Annotated in this window: 14 protein-coding genes; 8 read left to right on the forward strand and 6 right to left on the reverse strand. The window is 63.1% G+C overall.

Annotation, left to right across the window (positions count from 1 at the left end):
* Positions 1-3 precede the first annotated feature (3 nt).
* Entirely contained in the window at positions 4-372 is a 369-nt protein-coding gene (locus LIX93_RS02240; protein WP_226502379.1) for a response regulator, read from the forward strand.
* Positions 373-601: 229 nt separating this feature from the next.
* On the forward strand, positions 602-2413 hold the full coding sequence (locus LIX93_RS02245; RefSeq protein ID WP_226502380.1) for a monovalent cation:proton antiporter-2 (CPA2) family protein: 1812 nt from the start codon (positions 602-604) through the stop codon (positions 2411-2413).
* Positions 2414-2445: 32 nt separating this feature from the next.
* On the opposite strand, the gene LIX93_RS02250 is transcribed toward LIX93_RS02245, so the two are convergent.
* The 4 genes from LIX93_RS02250 to LIX93_RS02265 all read right to left on the reverse strand — a co-directional run bounded on the left by LIX93_RS02250 (position 2446) and on the right by LIX93_RS02265 (position 6116).
* Positions 2446-3195, reverse strand: coding sequence for a transporter substrate-binding domain-containing protein (locus tag LIX93_RS02250; protein ID WP_226502381.1), 750 nt, complete (start codon positions 3193-3195; stop codon positions 2446-2448).
* Complete coding sequence (locus LIX93_RS02255; protein WP_226502382.1) at positions 3195-4544, reverse strand: sensor domain-containing diguanylate cyclase; 1350 nt, start codon at positions 4542-4544, stop codon at positions 3195-3197. Before LIX93_RS02255 ends, LIX93_RS02250 begins: the two co-directional genes overlap by 1 nt.
* Positions 4545-5366 (reverse strand): transporter substrate-binding domain-containing protein, encoded by an 822-nt coding sequence (locus LIX93_RS02260; RefSeq protein WP_226502383.1) that lies wholly within the window; start codon positions 5364-5366, stop codon positions 4545-4547.
* 129 nt (positions 5367-5495) lie between these two features.
* Positions 5496-6116, reverse strand: a complete 621-nt coding sequence (locus LIX93_RS02265; RefSeq protein ID WP_226502384.1) for a trimeric intracellular cation channel family protein — start codon at positions 6114-6116, stop codon at positions 5496-5498.
* A gap of 206 nt (positions 6117-6322) precedes the next feature.
* Between LIX93_RS02265 and LIX93_RS02270 the strand changes: the two genes are divergently transcribed.
* From LIX93_RS02270 to LIX93_RS02280, 3 genes are all read left to right on the forward strand, one after another.
* Positions 6323-6865: a DUF3455 domain-containing protein gene (locus tag LIX93_RS02270; RefSeq protein WP_226502385.1), complete on the forward strand. Its 543-nt coding sequence runs from the start codon at positions 6323-6325 to the stop codon at positions 6863-6865.
* A gap of 142 nt (positions 6866-7007) precedes the next feature.
* Positions 7008-7574 carry a sigma-70 family RNA polymerase sigma factor gene (locus LIX93_RS02275; RefSeq protein WP_226502386.1) on the forward strand — a complete coding sequence of 189 codons (567 nt, stop codon included), beginning with the start codon at positions 7008-7010 and terminating at the stop codon, positions 7572-7574.
* A complete protein-coding gene (locus LIX93_RS02280; protein ID WP_226502387.1) occupies positions 7571-8281 on the forward strand; it encodes an anti-sigma factor in 711 nt (236 codons plus the stop codon). The genes LIX93_RS02275 and LIX93_RS02280 overlap by 4 nt, the downstream gene beginning before the upstream one ends.
* A gap of 31 nt (positions 8282-8312) precedes the next feature.
* On the opposite strand, the gene LIX93_RS02285 is transcribed toward LIX93_RS02280, so the two are convergent.
* A complete protein-coding gene (locus LIX93_RS02285) occupies positions 8313-9320 on the reverse strand; it encodes a zinc-binding alcohol dehydrogenase family protein (RefSeq protein WP_226502388.1) in 1008 nt (335 codons plus the stop codon).
* Positions 9321-9426: 106 nt separating this feature from the next.
* On the opposite strand from LIX93_RS02285, the gene LIX93_RS02290 reads away from it, so the two are divergent.
* Both LIX93_RS02290 and LIX93_RS02295 read left to right on the forward strand, forming a co-directional pair.
* On the forward strand, positions 9427-10323 hold the full coding sequence (locus tag LIX93_RS02290) for a LysR family transcriptional regulator (RefSeq protein ID WP_226502389.1): 897 nt from the start codon (positions 9427-9429) through the stop codon (positions 10321-10323).
* A 124-nt stretch (positions 10324-10447) separates the two neighbouring features.
* Positions 10448-11758 carry an Nramp family divalent metal transporter gene (locus LIX93_RS02295; protein WP_226502837.1) on the forward strand — a complete coding sequence of 437 codons (1311 nt, stop codon included), beginning with the start codon at positions 10448-10450 and terminating at the stop codon, positions 11756-11758.
* A gap of 15 nt (positions 11759-11773) precedes the next feature.
* On the opposite strand, the gene LIX93_RS02300 is transcribed toward LIX93_RS02295, so the two are convergent.
* Positions 11774-12856: a hypothetical protein gene (locus LIX93_RS02300; protein ID WP_226502390.1), complete on the reverse strand. Its 1083-nt coding sequence runs from the start codon at positions 12854-12856 to the stop codon at positions 11774-11776.
* Positions 12857-13364: 508 nt separating this feature from the next.
* On the opposite strand from LIX93_RS02300, the gene LIX93_RS02305 reads away from it, so the two are divergent.
* Positions 13365-14723 carry an MFS transporter gene (locus LIX93_RS02305; RefSeq protein WP_226502391.1) on the forward strand — a complete coding sequence of 453 codons (1359 nt, stop codon included), beginning with the start codon at positions 13365-13367 and terminating at the stop codon, positions 14721-14723.
* Positions 14724-14732 lie beyond the last annotated feature (9 nt).

Consider the following 14732-nt stretch of genomic DNA (forward strand, 5'->3'; position numbering starts at 1 on the left):
GAAATGACCACCATCCTGATCGTCGATGACGAGTACTTGATTGCCGACATACTTGGGTTTGCGCTCGAGGATGAGGGCTATATGACCGTTACCGCGAGCAACGGCAAAAAAGGACTCGACGTTCTGACGCGAGAGCGGCCGGAGCTGGTCATCACTGATTTCATGATGCCGGTGATGGATGGGCTCGAGTTTGCCAAGGCGATCCGCGCCCGTGAAGAATGCAAGAATCTGCCTATCTTGTTGATGAGCGGCGCGCAGGGTGCCTTGGGTCGCGAACACCCTGAACTTTTCAAGGCGGTGTTCGACAAGCCGTTCCAGATTGCTCAGATCATCGATATGGTCAAGCAGCTGTTTCCGCCCGACAAGCACTGAAAAAGTCCTTTTTCAGTCGCATTCCTCGTTTATTCTTTTGCGTCTGTGGTGTCAGGGCTGGCCTCTGCGCCGCCGAACGCGCCCCCTTGCTCGCGCCTGTGCACGACTCAAGATCGACTAGCGCCAAGGTCGGCTAGCACTGCGGTCGCCAAGCTTGCTCGTGAAGGGGCCAGTGCAAACCCCGCGCTTGCGTCGATTTATCGTTCAACTGCAAAGGGAGATCTGGCGAATGCCGGAACAAGGCAACATGCTTCAAGTCGCGGTGGTGTTCTTGCTCGCGGCGGTGATCACCGTGCCGCTGGCCAAGCGTTTGCAATTGGGCGCGGTCCTGGGTTATCTGCTCGCAGGCGTGGTCATCGGCCCCTCCTTGCTGGGGCTGATCGGAAACCCGCAAAGCGTGGCCCATGTCTCGGAGCTGGGCGTGGTGCTGTTGCTGTTCATCATCGGCCTGGAATTGTCGCCCAAGCGTTTGTGGGTAATGCGCAAATCGGTCTTCGGGGTAGGCCTGGCGCAAGTGTTGCTGACCGGTCTGGTGATCGGCTGTGTGGCCTTGCTCGGCTTTGGCCAGCCACTTAACAGTGCCGTGGTGCTGGGTTTGGGCCTGGCGTTGTCGTCTACCGCGTTCGGCCTGCAGAGCCTGGCCGAGCGCAAGGAGCTCAACGCCCCCCATGGCCGCCTGGCATTCGCCATTCTGCTGTTTCAGGACATCGCCGCCATTCCGTTGATTGCCTTGGTGCCGCTGTTGGCCGGGGGTAGTCAAGGCGAGGGCGGCGATGCGCTCAACCATGGCTTGCGCGTGCTGGGCAGTATCGCCGTCGTGGTGGTGGGCGGGCGTTATCTGCTGCGCCCGGTGTTTCGCATCGTCGCCCGTACCGGTTTGCCCGAGGTGTCCACCGCCACCGCGTTGCTGGTGGTCATCGGCACCGCGTGGCTGATGGACCTGGCTGGCGTGTCCATGGCCCTGGGGGCTTTTCTGGCCGGCTTGCTGCTGGCCGATTCCGAGTACCGCCACGAATTGGAATCGCAGATCGAGCCCTTCAAGGGGCTGCTGCTGGGGCTGTTTTTCATCAGCGTCGGCATGGGCGCCAACATCGGTCTGTTGTTTCAGGCACCCGCCCAGGTGCTGGGCCTGACCCTGCTGCTGGTGCTGATCAAACTGCCCCTGCTGATCTTTATCGGGCGCCTGGGCGGTGGTCTTGATCGGCGCAGTGCGCTTCGCCTGGGGCTGGTGCTGGCAGCGGGCGGTGAGTTCGCCTTTGTGGTGTTCAAGATCGGCCGCGATCAAGGGTTGTTCGATGCCGGGCTGTACGACTTGCTGGTGCTGACCATCACCTTGTCGATGGCCGTGACTCCGCTGTTATTGCTGCTGGGCCGGCACCTGCTCAAGGCGCGCCCGCTGCCGGCGCGGGAAATTCCCGCCGAGTACAGCGAGATCGAAAGCGATGCCCCGCGGGTGGTGATCGCCGGCATGGGCCGCATGGGCCAGATCATCGCGCGGATACTGCGCGCGCAAAAGGTCAATTTCGTTGCCCTGGACACGGCCGTCGAGAGCGTCGAGTTCTCCCGCAGCTTTGGTCATGTGCCAGTGTTCTATGGCGATCCGCTGCGCCCCGAAATCCTTCAGGCGGCCAAGGTCGAACAGGCCGAATATTTTGTGATCGCCACCGATGACCCGGACATCAACATCCGCACCGCCGAACTGGTCAGTCGCCTGTATCCGCACATCAAGATCATCGCCCGGGCGCGCAATCGTCAGCATGTGCATCGGCTGGTGGACGTGGGCGCGGTGGCGGTGCGCGAGACCTACTACTCGAGCCTGGAAATGAGCCGGCGCACCTTGATGGGCCTGGGCTTGAGCCAGTCCCAGGCGGACGCGCGGATTCGGCGCTTCAAGCTGCACGACGAACAGCTGCTGCAAGCGCAGCACAAGGTCTACGACGATGCCGCCAAGGTCATGCAAAGCGCTCAGGAAGCGCGGGCCGAGCTGGCGCGGTTGTTTGATGCCGATCGGGAGCAGGAAGAGGCCGAAAAGGCCCATTGATGCTCATGGCCTCAGCTCAGGACAGCCGCTACTCAGGGCTGTTCTTGCAATAGCCGCTCGATCACTGCGCTCTGCTGCAATTGCTCGTAAGCAGTGCGCACGCGATCGACGATCTCGTCCGAGGTGGCGCGGCTGAAGGCGATGTAGATCTCCCGCGACAGATCGTCCATGGCGTAGGCCTTTTCCAGCGTCTCGAAGGGCACGTGGGCATCGGCGCAGAACTTGCGCGCATCGCGCTCAGGCATGGCAACCAGTTGCACCTGCCCGTTGAGCAGGCGGTTGAAGTTCTCCTGGTTGCTGGCGGCCACCACCAAGCGCGTAAAGCCCTGATCGCGGAGGTACTTTTCCCGATAATCGTCGCGCAGCACGCCCACGCGGTAGGGCCGTGCGTCTTGCAGTGTGGCGATGCGCAACGACGGCGTGGCGCGCAGTTTGTAGAGAATCGGCAAGGTCCAATCGAGATGGCCAACCCATTTGAATAGGTTCTCTCGATCTGCGGTACGCAAAATGGGGTAAATGATCACATTCGGTTCGCGTAGCGCCCGGTCATAAGCCCGTGCCCATGGGTAGATGGCCATACGGTAATCATCCAGGCCGGCTTGCTTGAGGAGCGCCTCGACGATGCGTCCGGCGGCGCCGCCGACCTTGCCATCCTGCATATAGCTATAGGACGAATCCTCGGTCACGGTCTCGATGGTTTCGGCGCTGGCGCCGTGCCAATACAGGGCCAGCAACAGGGCTGCCACGGTGCCGTATCGGGGTCTGCGGGGCAGGCGCATCATCAGCTGGCGCTCCGGGCACGGCCCTGGCTTTTCGCCCGATAAAGAGCCTGGTCGGCACGCTGCAGGAGTTGATCGAATCGGTCCATGGTTGCACGGTCCAGCTCGGCGACGCCGATGCTAATGGTCATGTACGGCGACACGGGCGAGGCACCGTGGGCCAGTTGGGCTGTGGCCAGCGCTACTTGCAGGCGTTCGGCGGCCTGATGGGCCTGCAGCAGATCGAAGCCCGGCAGCAGAACGGCAAATTCCTCGCCGCCCAGGCGCGCCACCAATTCGCCGGAGCGGGTGAACACGCTACTCATGACGATGGCCACGTTGCTCAGGCACTGGTCGCCCATGGCGTGACCGTGGCTATCGTTATAGGGCTTGAAGTGGTCGATGTCGCACATCAGCACCGACAGCGGATGCCCTTGGCGTAACGCCCGGTTGAATTCCAAAGCCTTGAGTTCATCGAAGTGGCGGCGATTGGCCAGGCCGGTCAGCGGGTCGAAGCGGCTCAAGGCCTCGAGGCGCACGTTGGCGGCGCGCAACTCGGCGGTGCGCTGCTCGACCAGTTCCGCTAATTGGTCGCGGCTGGCGGCCAGAGCCTGCTCGTCTTCGTGCTGGCGCTGCAGGTAGGTCGCGAGTTTTTCCTGGACCAGGTTGACACCGGCTTCGAGCAAGTCGAGTTCATCGCCGTTGCGGCGCTGGCGGCGCAGGCGCAAATGCCGGCCCAGGGTCACGGGCGTCAGTTGTGACAGGTGGCGGCCCACGTGGCGCACGTGCACGGTGACGGTGCGGTTGAACATCGCCATGATCAGCCCCGCCAAGGCCAGCGACTGAATGACCTGGGTGAGGATGATCACCGCGACTTCTTTCCACAGTCGCTGCCACAGCAGGCTCGGGTCGCCGACGATGGTCAGGTCGCCGACCTGTTCGCTGGCGTCGGGGTAGGGTGTCACGGCCAGGTCGCGGTGCAGCGATGGCGCGCTGGCAGGGTCGGGTTGGGTGTTGCGGCGCCGCTCGAGGATTTCCGGGGCGCGGCCAGGGCGCAGAATGCGTAAGGTCACCTGGCCGACCGGCGCGGCGGCGGCCACGCTGTCGAGTTGTTCCTTGAGGGCATCGCGATCCATCTCCCACACAGCCTTGGCCAGCGTGCCCTGGAACACCTGGTCGATCAGGTGCAGCTCGGCGTTCATGGCCTTGAGATTGTTGTTCCAGGCGAACCAGGTGCGCACGGCCACCGTGCCGAGGGTAAAGAACAGGCAGAACAGTAGCGTCGCAAGCACCAGGCGTCGCCCCAACGAAGCGGAGTTGCGAGTGTGGGGCCACAGTTGTGTGATGATTTCCGATTCGGGGCGGGCGGCCATCTACATCCACTTCCGGGCGATGGCCGCGTAGGTACCGTTGTCATGCAGGCGCTGCAGCGCCTGGCGCAAGCGGGCGACGACGGGCGCCGGGGTTTTCAGGCTGAACGCCATATACAGGCCGGCGTCACCGCCCAGGTCGGGCAGGGCGAGGGCGCGCACCAGGGTCTTGGCCGGATCGTCGCCGGCCTGGCGCGCCAGGTAGATGGCATTTAGATCGTTGGCGATCCAGAGGTCGATGTGGCCGGACTTGAGCTTTTCGTAGTTGAGTTCACGGCGATTGCTGGATTGCAGGTTGATGCCGTTGCGAAACCCGCGGGCGAGCAGGTACAACTCGCCGACATCCTGCTTGACCACGCCGTTCTGATAGGCCTTGGCATCTTCCAGGCGTTCGATCGGAATCGGCCGCTCGGGGTATGAATACACGTACCACTGAGTAGGCGCGATGGCACCCACCCACTGGAACAAGCTTTCGCGTTCGGGAATCCGTGCCATGGAGTAGATGAGGACGTTGTCGTCATGCAGCGCCAGGTCGTAGGCGCGAGCCCAGGGCATGGACTGGATGGGAGCGCTCAGGCCCGCCTCCTTGAGAGCGGCCTCGACCACCTCGGTGCTCATGCCTGTCAGACGCCCATCGACCGTCATGTTGTAGGGCGGCAACTCTTCGGTGACCACCTGCAAAGGCAGTTGCAATGCCGCCTCCAGTAGCGGCTGCGCCGATTCCGCCCGCACCGCAGGCAGGGCAAAGGCGGCCAGCATCGCCAGCAGCAGGGGCAAACGTAGGGTGCTGTGCGACAGCGGCGCATTCATCAAGGGCGACCTCATGACTGCAGATCGATGACCCAAGCGCCCGCGATGGGACCGCTGCCAAGTGACCGTACTGCTCTTCTGGCCACGGTATCGGCGGTGTGGGGCAATTCTTGAGACCGAGGGGAGCGATGGTGGCATTTAGCCTTAGCTGTCGCCGGTAAACCGCGGCAGGTTCCATTTGAATCTTAGCGCCATCAGGCGCAAACCCACTCCCGCCAGCATGCCCAACGCGGACCAACTGGGGGCGCGCACCCCGGCCCAATCACCGCCCATCTGGATCAGGGCCGCCAGCAACGCCGCCAGCGCATAGACTTCCTTCTCGAGAATCTGCGGCGTGCGGTTGAGCAGAATGTCGCGGATCACCCCGCCACCCACAGCGCTGAGCACGCCCATCATCACCGCCAGCTGCGGGTTGCCCGTGTAGAGCCAGGCTTTATGGGCGCCGGCCACGGCGAAAAAGCCCAGGCCCAGGGCGTCGAACAGTTGCACCGGCTGGCTGATGCGTTGCACCGCGGCGTAGGCGAGGATGGTCAGTAGCGAGGCGCCGATAGCGATGGCCAGGTAGCGCACATCGAGCAACCCGGCGGCCGGCACGGCGCCCACGCACACATCGCGCACGATGCCGCCGCCACAGGCCACGCAGAACGCCACGGTGACGATACCGAACAGGTCCAGGCCTCGTTGCCGCGCGGCGATGGCGCCGCTGAGGGCGAACGCCAAGGTGCCGAGCAGATCGAAAAACGTATAGACCCAAGGCATGTCCATGCTGAACGTCGCTACCGATGGTGGGGGGTTGATAGGGTCGGGAGCGGCGATTCTTGCTGTTTATCGAGCGGTTGGGAAGTGCCAAGCCCGCGCGCAGGTGCGGCAAAAAATAAACGCGGGCGCTGCATCCAGTTGGCCCTGCGGCGGGTAGTACCTTCAGCAGCCCTGTTCGCTGCCCGGTTCACTACCCCTTTGGAGAGACCTGCATGAACATCCAACGCTTGCTTCACCTGACTTTCGTCCCGCTGGCCGCAGCCTGTGTACTGGCCGGCGCGCCCCTGGCCCAGGCGGCCATGGAACTGCCGGACGCCGTCAAGGTACCGGAGGGGCACAAGATCGCCCTCGAAACCGTGGGTGTAGGCGAGATCACCTATGAGTGCCGCGCCAAGGCCGACAACGCCGCCGCCACCGAATGGGTGTTCGTCGGGCCCAAGGCGGTGCTCAACGATCGCGCTGGCAAGCCGATCGGTAGCTACTTCGGGCCGCCCGCCACCTGGCAGGCTCAGGACGGCTCGAAAATCACCGGTACGCAGCTCGCGGTGGCGCCTGCGGGGGCCGGCAATCTGCCCTATCAGTTGGTCAAGGCCAACCCGGCTGAGGGCAAAGGCGCCATGGTGAGCGTGACCTACGTACAACGCGTGGCGCTCAAGGGTGGTGTGGCGCCGGCCAGCGCCTGCACCGCGGCGCAGAAGGGCTTGCAGGAACAGGTCAAATACCAGGCGGATTACATCTTCTGGGCTGCGAAATAAGTAGCAACAGTTGCGCAGTGATGGGGGCTGCCAAAGTCTTCTACGCTGTGCTCCACCTGCCGCTAGCGACGACGGCCGATGGCGCGCCATCGCTGGCGAGCAGAGATGGTTTCGCTCCTCCCATTTGCTGACGGTCGCGCCTTTGTCCGTACCTGAACCGCTGTTCGATCACCACGCTTTGCTGGGCGCCTGTGCACGCGGCGAGCATTCGGCCCTGCAGCGTTTGTATCAGCAGGAGGCAGCCGCCTTGCTGGGTGTCGCACGGCGCCTGGTGCAGGATCAGGCGCTGGCCGAGGACATCGTTCATGAAGCCTTCATCCGCATCTGGAGCGGCGCGGCCAGCTTCGATGCCGGTCGCGGCAGTGCGCGTGGCTGGATGTTCAGCATCACCCGCCATCTCGCCCTCAACGTACTGCGCGGCCGTGGCCGGGAGGTTCAGGTCAGTGACGAGCAGGCCGCTATATTGGAGGCGCGTGACGCGCAGCAGGCCAGCGCCGAAGTCGACGCCGCGCTGGAGGCGGCATTGCAGGGAGAGCGTTTGCACGGCTGCCTGTCCAGCCTGGAACCGCTGCGCCGGGCATGTATCGTGCAGGCCTATGTCGATGGTTTCTCCCATGCTGAAATCGCCCACCGTCTGGCCACTCCGCTGGGCACGGTCAAGGCCTGGATCAAACGCAGTCTGGCAAGTTTGAAGGAGTGCATGGGATGAGCGAACCCCCCCTTGACCCCGTTTCTGCGCCGCTTCGCGCGCTGGCGGGTGAGTACGTGCTGGGCGCCCTTGAACTGCCGCAACGGCTGGAGGTGCAGCGGCGCCTGGAGCACGATGGCGCGCTGCGTGCTGCGGTGGACGACTGGGAGCGGCGGCTGTTGCCGCTGACAGCGCTGGCTCCCGCGCAGGTGCCTTCTGCTTTGTTGTGGAAGCGCATCGAGCGCAGCCTGCACGCCAAAGCGCGCGCCGGCCGTTGGTGGGACTCGTTGGCGCTGTGGCGCGGTATGACGGCTGCCGGGCTGGCGGCAAGTGTGATCATGGCCGCGTTATTGCTGACCCGCGTCGCGGCCGTGGCAACGCCCCAGTATCTGGTGGTGCTGGTCGCCCCGCAGGACAAGGCGCCAGGATGGGTGGTGCAGGCCGGCAGTGCACGGGAAGTCGAGTTGATCCCTTTGGCGGTGGCGCAAGTCCCGGCCGACAAAGCACTTGAGTTCTGGACCAAGGCCGATGACTGGCAAGGCCCGGTGTCGCTGGGGTTGGTCAAGCCGGGGCAGAGTTTGCGCGTCGCGTTGGACAAACTCCCACCCCTGCAGGCCAATCAACTGTTCGAGCTGACGCTGGAGAACGCCGGTGGCTCCACGGTGGGCAAGCCCACCGGCCCGGTGCAATTCATTGGCCGCGCGGTCAAGCTCGGGCAGGCGCTGTAGCGAGGGCACCAGGCCCTCGCGCATTTGCCGCTCAGAAACCTTCAAGCACGATCTTGCCCTGCGCCTTGCCGCTTTCGAGCAGCGCGTGGGCGCGTATCAGATTGGCGGCGTTGATGGTGCCGAAGTGCTCGCCCACAGTGGTGCGCAGTACACCGCTATCGATCAGCTCGGCCACCCGCGTGAGCAACTGGTGCTGGGCGATCATGTCGTCGGTCTGGTACATCGAGCGGGTGAACATCAGTTCCCAGTGCAGCGACAGCGATTTGCGCTTCATCGGCACCACGTCGAGGGTCTTGGGATCGTCGATCAGCGCCAGATGGCCTTGCGGCTGCAGCGCCTCGATCAATTCGGCAAAGCGGCTGTCGGTGTGGGTCAGGCTGATGAGGTGGCTGACCTGGCCGACGCCGATACGCGCCAGCTCCTCGGGAATCGAGCGGCTATGGTCGATCACGTGATGAGCGCCCAGGCCGGTCACCCATTCCTGGGTCTGCGGACGCGAAGCGCTGCCGATCACGGTCATTTGCGTGAGCTGACGCGCCAGTTGGACAAGGATCGAACCGACCCCGCCCGCAGCGCCGATGATCAGCAACGATTGCCCGGCACCACCGCCTTCAACGATGCCCAGGCGGTCGAACAGCAGCTCCCACGCAGTGATACTGGTGAGCGGCAGAGCGGCGGCGCTGGGGGCGTCCAGACTTTTAGGCTTGAGGGCGGCGATGCGCTCGTCCACCAGATGCAATTCGCTGTTGGTGCCTGGCCGGGTAAGGTCGCCGGCATAGTAGATCTCGTCACCGACCTTGAACAGGCTGACGTCGGCGCCCACTGCCTGTACCACGCCGACGGCATCCCAACCCAGCACGCGGGGCTCGGTGACGGCCGCACTGGCGCGGATCTTGGTGTCGACCGGGTTGACCGAGATCGCCTTGATTGCCACCAGCAGGTCGCGCGGGCCGGGTGTCGGCGCAGGCAGTTCGAGGTCGATCAGTGCGTGTGGATCGGTGATGGACAGACCGTGTTGACGATAGGCGATGGCTTTCATGGGGGTTCCTTCAAGGATAGGCATCAATGATGCAGCCTAGGATGGACGTTTTCACTTGATTGAAAAACCTGCAAAATAGTTCAGCACTTTCACTGCAGGAATGAAAATGGTCCGCTTCGACGATCTCAATCTGTTCGTGCGTACCGCCGCGCTGGGCAGTTTCTCCAACGCTGCGCGAGAGGTTGACTTGCTGCCGGGTCAGGTCAGCGCGGCGATCAAGCGCCTGGAGGCCGAGTTGGGCATACGTCTGTTCGCGCGTTCGACCCGCAGCTTGCGCTTGACCCCCGAAGGCGAAGTGTATCTGCCCAGCGCTCGCCAAGCGCTCGAGGCTCTGCGCGAAGGCCAGGAGCGGCTGCGTCCGGCGCAGGCCGGGCTTAGTGGGGTGCTGCAGGTGGCGGCGCCGTCGGATCTGGGGCGCAATATCGTGCTCGACTGGCTGAGTGCTTTTCGCCACGAGCATCCACAGATCACGCTGCGGTTGTTTCTGTCCGATCAAGTGGCCGACGTGTTTCGCGAGCCGATCGACATCGCCCTGCGTTATGGGCGCATGGACGACGCCAGTTTCGTCGCGATGCCCCTGGCCCCGGACAACCGCCGCGTGCTGGTCGCCGCGCCCGCCTATCTGGCCCGGCAGGGTCGTCCGCAAACGTTGCAGCAATTGGCGCAACACGCTTGTCTACTGTACTTGCTCAAGGGCCGGGTCTACGACAAGTGGGCGTTCGTCGACGGCGCGGGAGCGTCGCAGACCATCGCCGTATCCGGGCATTTGCTCAGTGACGACGCCGATGTGGTGCGGCGCTGGGCGGTGGCGGGTGAGGGCATTGCCTACAAGTCCTGGCTGGATGTGAGCAAGGATGTGCGCGCCGGGCGGCTGGAGGTGATCTTGCCCCAGGTACTGGGCGACAGCGTACCGCTGCAACTGGTGTGCCCGCATCGCCGGCAGTTTTCGCCGACCGTGCAGTTGCTGTATCGGTGGCTCAAGGACCAGTGCGCGGCGCTATAAGGTGTGGGTAGAAAATGAGAATGATAATCGACATAATTGGAAACATTAATGGGCTTGCTTGTCTCACCCCGAGATAAGCTCCGTCCAGAGCCCTCTGTTTGCGTAGGTATCCGTGAAATATAAATTGCCGTCCCTCGCCACCGCCCCGTTCTGCCCTTCGGCCGCCACCGAGACGGTGGACGTCCCCGCCAATGCTTCGTCGCTGCGCAAGATGCTGCTGTTCTTCGGTCCGGGCTTGATGGTGTCGGTGGGCTACATGGACCCCGGCAACTGGGCTACGGCTATCGAAGCAGGGTCGCGCTTCGGGTACGCCTTGTTGTTCGTCGTGGTGTTGGCGAGCCTGGCGGGGATGGCCCTGCAGAATCTCGCCTCACGGCTGGGCATCGCCACCGGCCGTGACCTGGCGCAGCTGACGCGGGAGCGTTATCGACCTGGCGTAGCGCGCGGTCAATGGCTGTTGGCCGAGTTGTCGATTCTGGCCTGTGATCTTGCCGAAGTGCTAGGGGCCGCGCTGGCCTTTCATCTGTTGCTGGGGGTGCCGATGCTCGGCGGCGTGGTGCTGACTGCCTTCGACACGGTGCTGGTGCTGGCCTTGCAAGGCGCCAACTTCCGGCGGCTCGAAGCAATCATTCTTGGGTTGATCGGCACCATCGGCGTGTGTTTTTTCATCGAACTGGTGCTGATCAAGCCCTATTGGCCCGATGTAGCGGCAGGGCTGCGACCCAGCTGGGAGGTGCTCAGCCACCAGGAACCGTTGTATCTGGCTATCGGTATCCTCGGCGCGACCGTGATGCCGCACAATCTGTATCTGCACTCCTCAGTGGTGCAGACCCGGGTGCGTCAGCAGGAACCCGACGCCAAGGCCACGGCGATCCGCTATGCACGGCTGGACACCTTCGTCTCGTTGCTGCTGGCGCTGTTGATCAACGCCGCGATTCTGATCCTGGCTGCCGCCGCCTTCCATGGCACCGGGCATACCGATGTGGTGGAAATTCAGGATGCCTATCATCTGCTCGATCCATTGGTCGGAGGTACCCTGGCCAGCCTGCTGTTCGGCGTGGCGCTGCTGGCCTCGGGGCAAAGCTCGACCTTTACCGGGACCATTGCCGGTCAGGTGGTGCTCGAAGGGTTCCTGCAGCGTTCGATCCCTTGCTGGCAGCGCCGCCTGGTCACCCGCGGCATGGCGCTGCTACCGGCCCTGATCGGCGTGTGGTGGCTGGGCGATAGCGCGGTGGGCAAGATGCTGGTGTTGAGCCAGGTGGTGCTCAGTCTGCAACTGCCGTTTGCCTTGTGGCCGTTGATCCGCTTTACCAGCGACCCTGAGCTGATGGGCGAGTTCGTCAATAGCGCCTGGGTACGCTGGCTGGCGTGGGGGTTGTTCGGGCTGATCTCGTTGGCGAACCTGATGCTGCTGGTGTTTACCTTCAGCGATTGAGCCCGGCGCGCGAGCTTAAAAGGCGAACGTCTGGGTAGAAGGCGCCCGCTTGGGTAACTGGACTTCGGCGTTGCGCAGTGCTTCATCACGCTTTTTCTGCTCTGCCGCTGCGGTGGCCGCCGCAGCCTTTGCAGCGGCCGCCTTGACGGTTTTTTGCGCGGCCTTGTTGGCGGCCTCGGCCTCGGCGATGGCGCTGGCCTTGTCGGTGCCGGGCACGGTCTGCCAGGCGGTGTTCAGCGAGCGGGCCTGGGCGATCGCCTGATTGAGCTCGTTCAGTGCTTGCGGTGCTTCGGCCACCGGCGAGTGAATGTCGACGCCGCAGCCGGAATGGCTGGTGATGCTGCTCTGCGGCGCGACGGCGATAGTCTGCACGAAGTGCGGATCGGCAACGGTCACGGTGAATTGCTGGCGGGTCAGGGGCGCGGTGAGGAAGGTCACGGTGGCGGTGCGGCAGGCTGAATAGAAGTACAGTCCGGACGCTTTGGCGAGGTCGAGCTGGCGGGTTTCGATCGCGTCCGTCGGCACCGCATCGAAGGCGATCTCGAAAGCAATCTTGCGATTGGAGTTTTCGCTCACGGCCCACATGGTGGTAGGCCCGCGAAACGCCTGGTCGAGCAAGCGGCCAGTATCGATCGCTAGCGGCAAGCTCAGCGCGGCGCTGGTTTTTTTGCTAGTGGGCAGGTCGACGCTCGCCGCCACTGCCATGGGCGCGCCCGAGGAGGCTGCGTTTTTGTACGGCTGATCGGGCTGCAATTGCGCGTCGCTGGTGAGCCGATGCACCAGGTTGGAATTGTCGAGTTTGGTCACCGTCAGCAGGTGACCGGCGCCAGCGCCGTTTTCCTGCTGCACCCCGAAGTGGGTCAGGGGGCCGGACGCTTCGGCCGGCACCGAAGTCATGAGCGCGGGGCCGCCGGTTTCGGCGGGGCGCACCAGCAGAATGGATTTGGCCAGGCTGAATTTGGTCAGCCCGCTGTAATCCCCGCGGCCTTCGCTGCGCCCATCTTCATATTGCACGTACTTGAGCTTTACCGGTGCGGCGCCACACCCGACCAACAGGGGGCTGCCCAGCACGAAAGCCAGCAGGGGCGAAATCCTCACGATATACACCTCAATCGCGTAAGTAGGCTGCGCAGACGCATCCATGGCGTCTCTACCGAAGCGGTAAAGCTAATCCTCGCCAATGCCCTTGTCCAGTGCCGTATGGCCCCCTGTTTGCTGGGTCAAGGGGGCTAGATCAAAGGATGTGAACTATTACCGGAATCTGCCCCGTAGCGAAGGGGGTTTGCTCGCGAAAACCGCTGATTCCCAAGGAGATACCGGCGTTGTGCCACCTTTTTTGGCGTCAAGCTGCTTCGCAAAATGGCGGAGTAGGGTAGTCGGACAACTGGTGATACGGGAAAGGCATCTACTGGAAGGTATCAATGCCTGTTTAGCCTAACGATTGCGGGTAGACAGGATTGATTCTCATATTGGCGATACCGTTGCCTTGTCTGCAAAAAAAGAACAACCGGGGATGGATATTCCTATGCTTGTACGATAACTTGTCTCCCATCGCGGCATTGATCGCGACCGTGTCCAATAAAAATAATCGTGGGAGTACCACTGCATGCAAGCGTCGAAAAACACGCATGTACGTTATCTGATCCTCTTTCTGTTGTTTGTGGTTACCACGATCAACTACGCCGACCGGGCGACCATCGCGATTGCCGGATCGAGCTTGCAGAAAGACCTTGGCATCGATGCCGTCACCCTGGGTTTTGTCTTCTCCGCCTTTGGCTGGGCCTACGTGCTCGGGCAGATCCCTGGCGGCTGGCTGCTGGACCGCTTCGGTTCGAAGAAGGTCTACGCCATCAGCATCTTCACCTGGTCGGCGTTTACCCTGTTGCAAGGCTTCGTCGGCTACCTGCCGATGGCCAACGCGGTCATCGCGCTGTTCCTGTTGCGCTTCCTGGTGGGGGCGGCCGAAGCGCCGTCGTTCCCCGGCAACGCGCGCATCGTCGCGGCCTGGTTCCCGGCGGCGGAACGCGGCACCGCCTCGGCGATATTCAACTCGGCACAGTACTTCGCCACAGTGCTGTTCGCGCCGCTGATGGGCTGGATCGTGCACGCCTTTGGCTGGGAACACGTGTTTGTGGTGATGGGTGCGGCCGGTATAGCGTTCTCGCTGGCGTGGATCAAATACATCCACAACCCCAAGGAACACCCGATGATCAGCGCGCAAGAGCTTGAGCACATCGTTCAGGGTGGCGCGGTCGTTGACATGGACAGCGCGCAGAAGGGCAACAGCGGTCCGAAATGGGGCTACATCAAGCAACTGCTGAGCAACCGCATGATGGCCGGGATTTACCTCGGGCAGTTCTGCATCAACGGCATTACCTACTTCTTCCTGACCTGGTTCCCGGTGTACCTGGTGCAGGAACGCGGCATGACCATCCTCAAGGCCGGCTTCATCGCTTCGTTGCCGGCGATCTGCGGCTTTATCGGCGGGGTGCTGGGCGGGGTGATTTCCGACTGGCTATTGCGCCGCGGGCATTCGTTGACCCTGGCGCGCAAGTTGCCGATCATCGGCGGCCTGCTGCTGTCGACCACCATCGTGGCGTGCAACTACGTGCAGCTCGAATGGGTGGTGGTGGGCTTCATGGCTCTGGCGTTCTTCGGCAAAGGCGTGGGTGCGTTGGGTTGGGCGGTGATGTCCGATACTTCGCCCAAGCAGATCGCCGGGATCAGCGGTGGCCTGTTCAACATGTTCGGCAACCTGGCGTCGATCAGCACGCCGATCGTCATCGGCTACATCATTTCCACCACGGGCTCGTTCAAATGGGCCTTGGTGTATGTCGGTGCCAATGCGCTGGTGGCGGTGTTCGCCTATCTGGTGATCGTCGGCCCGATCAAGCGCGTGGAGCTGCGTGATCCAGATGGCAAACTGTTGGTGGAATCGCCTTCGGGCGCTGCACCGGCTCACTGATACAACGCT

This window comes from Pseudomonas sp. MWU16-30317 (genome assembly GCF_020515695.1).
Taxonomy (GTDB): Bacteria; Pseudomonadota; Gammaproteobacteria; order Pseudomonadales; family Pseudomonadaceae; genus Aquipseudomonas.

What these genes read in the sequence shown, in the direction of transcription:
- LIX93_RS02240 (WP_226502379.1), top strand. Translation starts at nt 4, where the DNA reads ATGACCACCATCCTGATCGTCGATGACGAGTACTTGATTGCCGACATA.
- LIX93_RS02245 (WP_226502380.1), top strand. Translation starts at nt 602, where the DNA reads ATGCCGGAACAAGGCAACATGCTTCAAGTCGCGGTGGTGTTCTTGCTC.
- LIX93_RS02250 (WP_226502381.1), bottom strand. Translation starts at nt 3,195, where the DNA reads ATGATGCGCCTGCCCCGCAGACCCCGATACGGCACCGTGGCAGCCCTG.
- LIX93_RS02255 (WP_226502382.1), bottom strand. Translation starts at nt 4,544, where the DNA reads ATGGCCGCCCGCCCCGAATCGGAAATCATCACACAACTGTGGCCCCAC.
- LIX93_RS02260 (WP_226502383.1), bottom strand. Translation starts at nt 5,366, where the DNA reads ATGAGGTCGCCCTTGATGAATGCGCCGCTGTCGCACAGCACCCTACGT.
- LIX93_RS02265 (WP_226502384.1), bottom strand. Translation starts at nt 6,116, where the DNA reads ATGGACATGCCTTGGGTCTATACGTTTTTCGATCTGCTCGGCACCTTG.
- LIX93_RS02270 (WP_226502385.1), top strand. Translation starts at nt 6,323, where the DNA reads ATGAACATCCAACGCTTGCTTCACCTGACTTTCGTCCCGCTGGCCGCA.
- LIX93_RS02280 (WP_226502387.1), top strand. Translation starts at nt 7,571, where the DNA reads ATGAGCGAACCCCCCCTTGACCCCGTTTCTGCGCCGCTTCGCGCGCTG.
- LIX93_RS02285 (WP_226502388.1), bottom strand. Translation starts at nt 9,320, where the DNA reads ATGAAAGCCATCGCCTATCGTCAACACGGTCTGTCCATCACCGATCCA.
- LIX93_RS02290 (WP_226502389.1), top strand. Translation starts at nt 9,427, where the DNA reads ATGGTCCGCTTCGACGATCTCAATCTGTTCGTGCGTACCGCCGCGCTG.
- LIX93_RS02305 (WP_226502391.1), top strand. Translation starts at nt 13,365, where the DNA reads ATGCAAGCGTCGAAAAACACGCATGTACGTTATCTGATCCTCTTTCTG.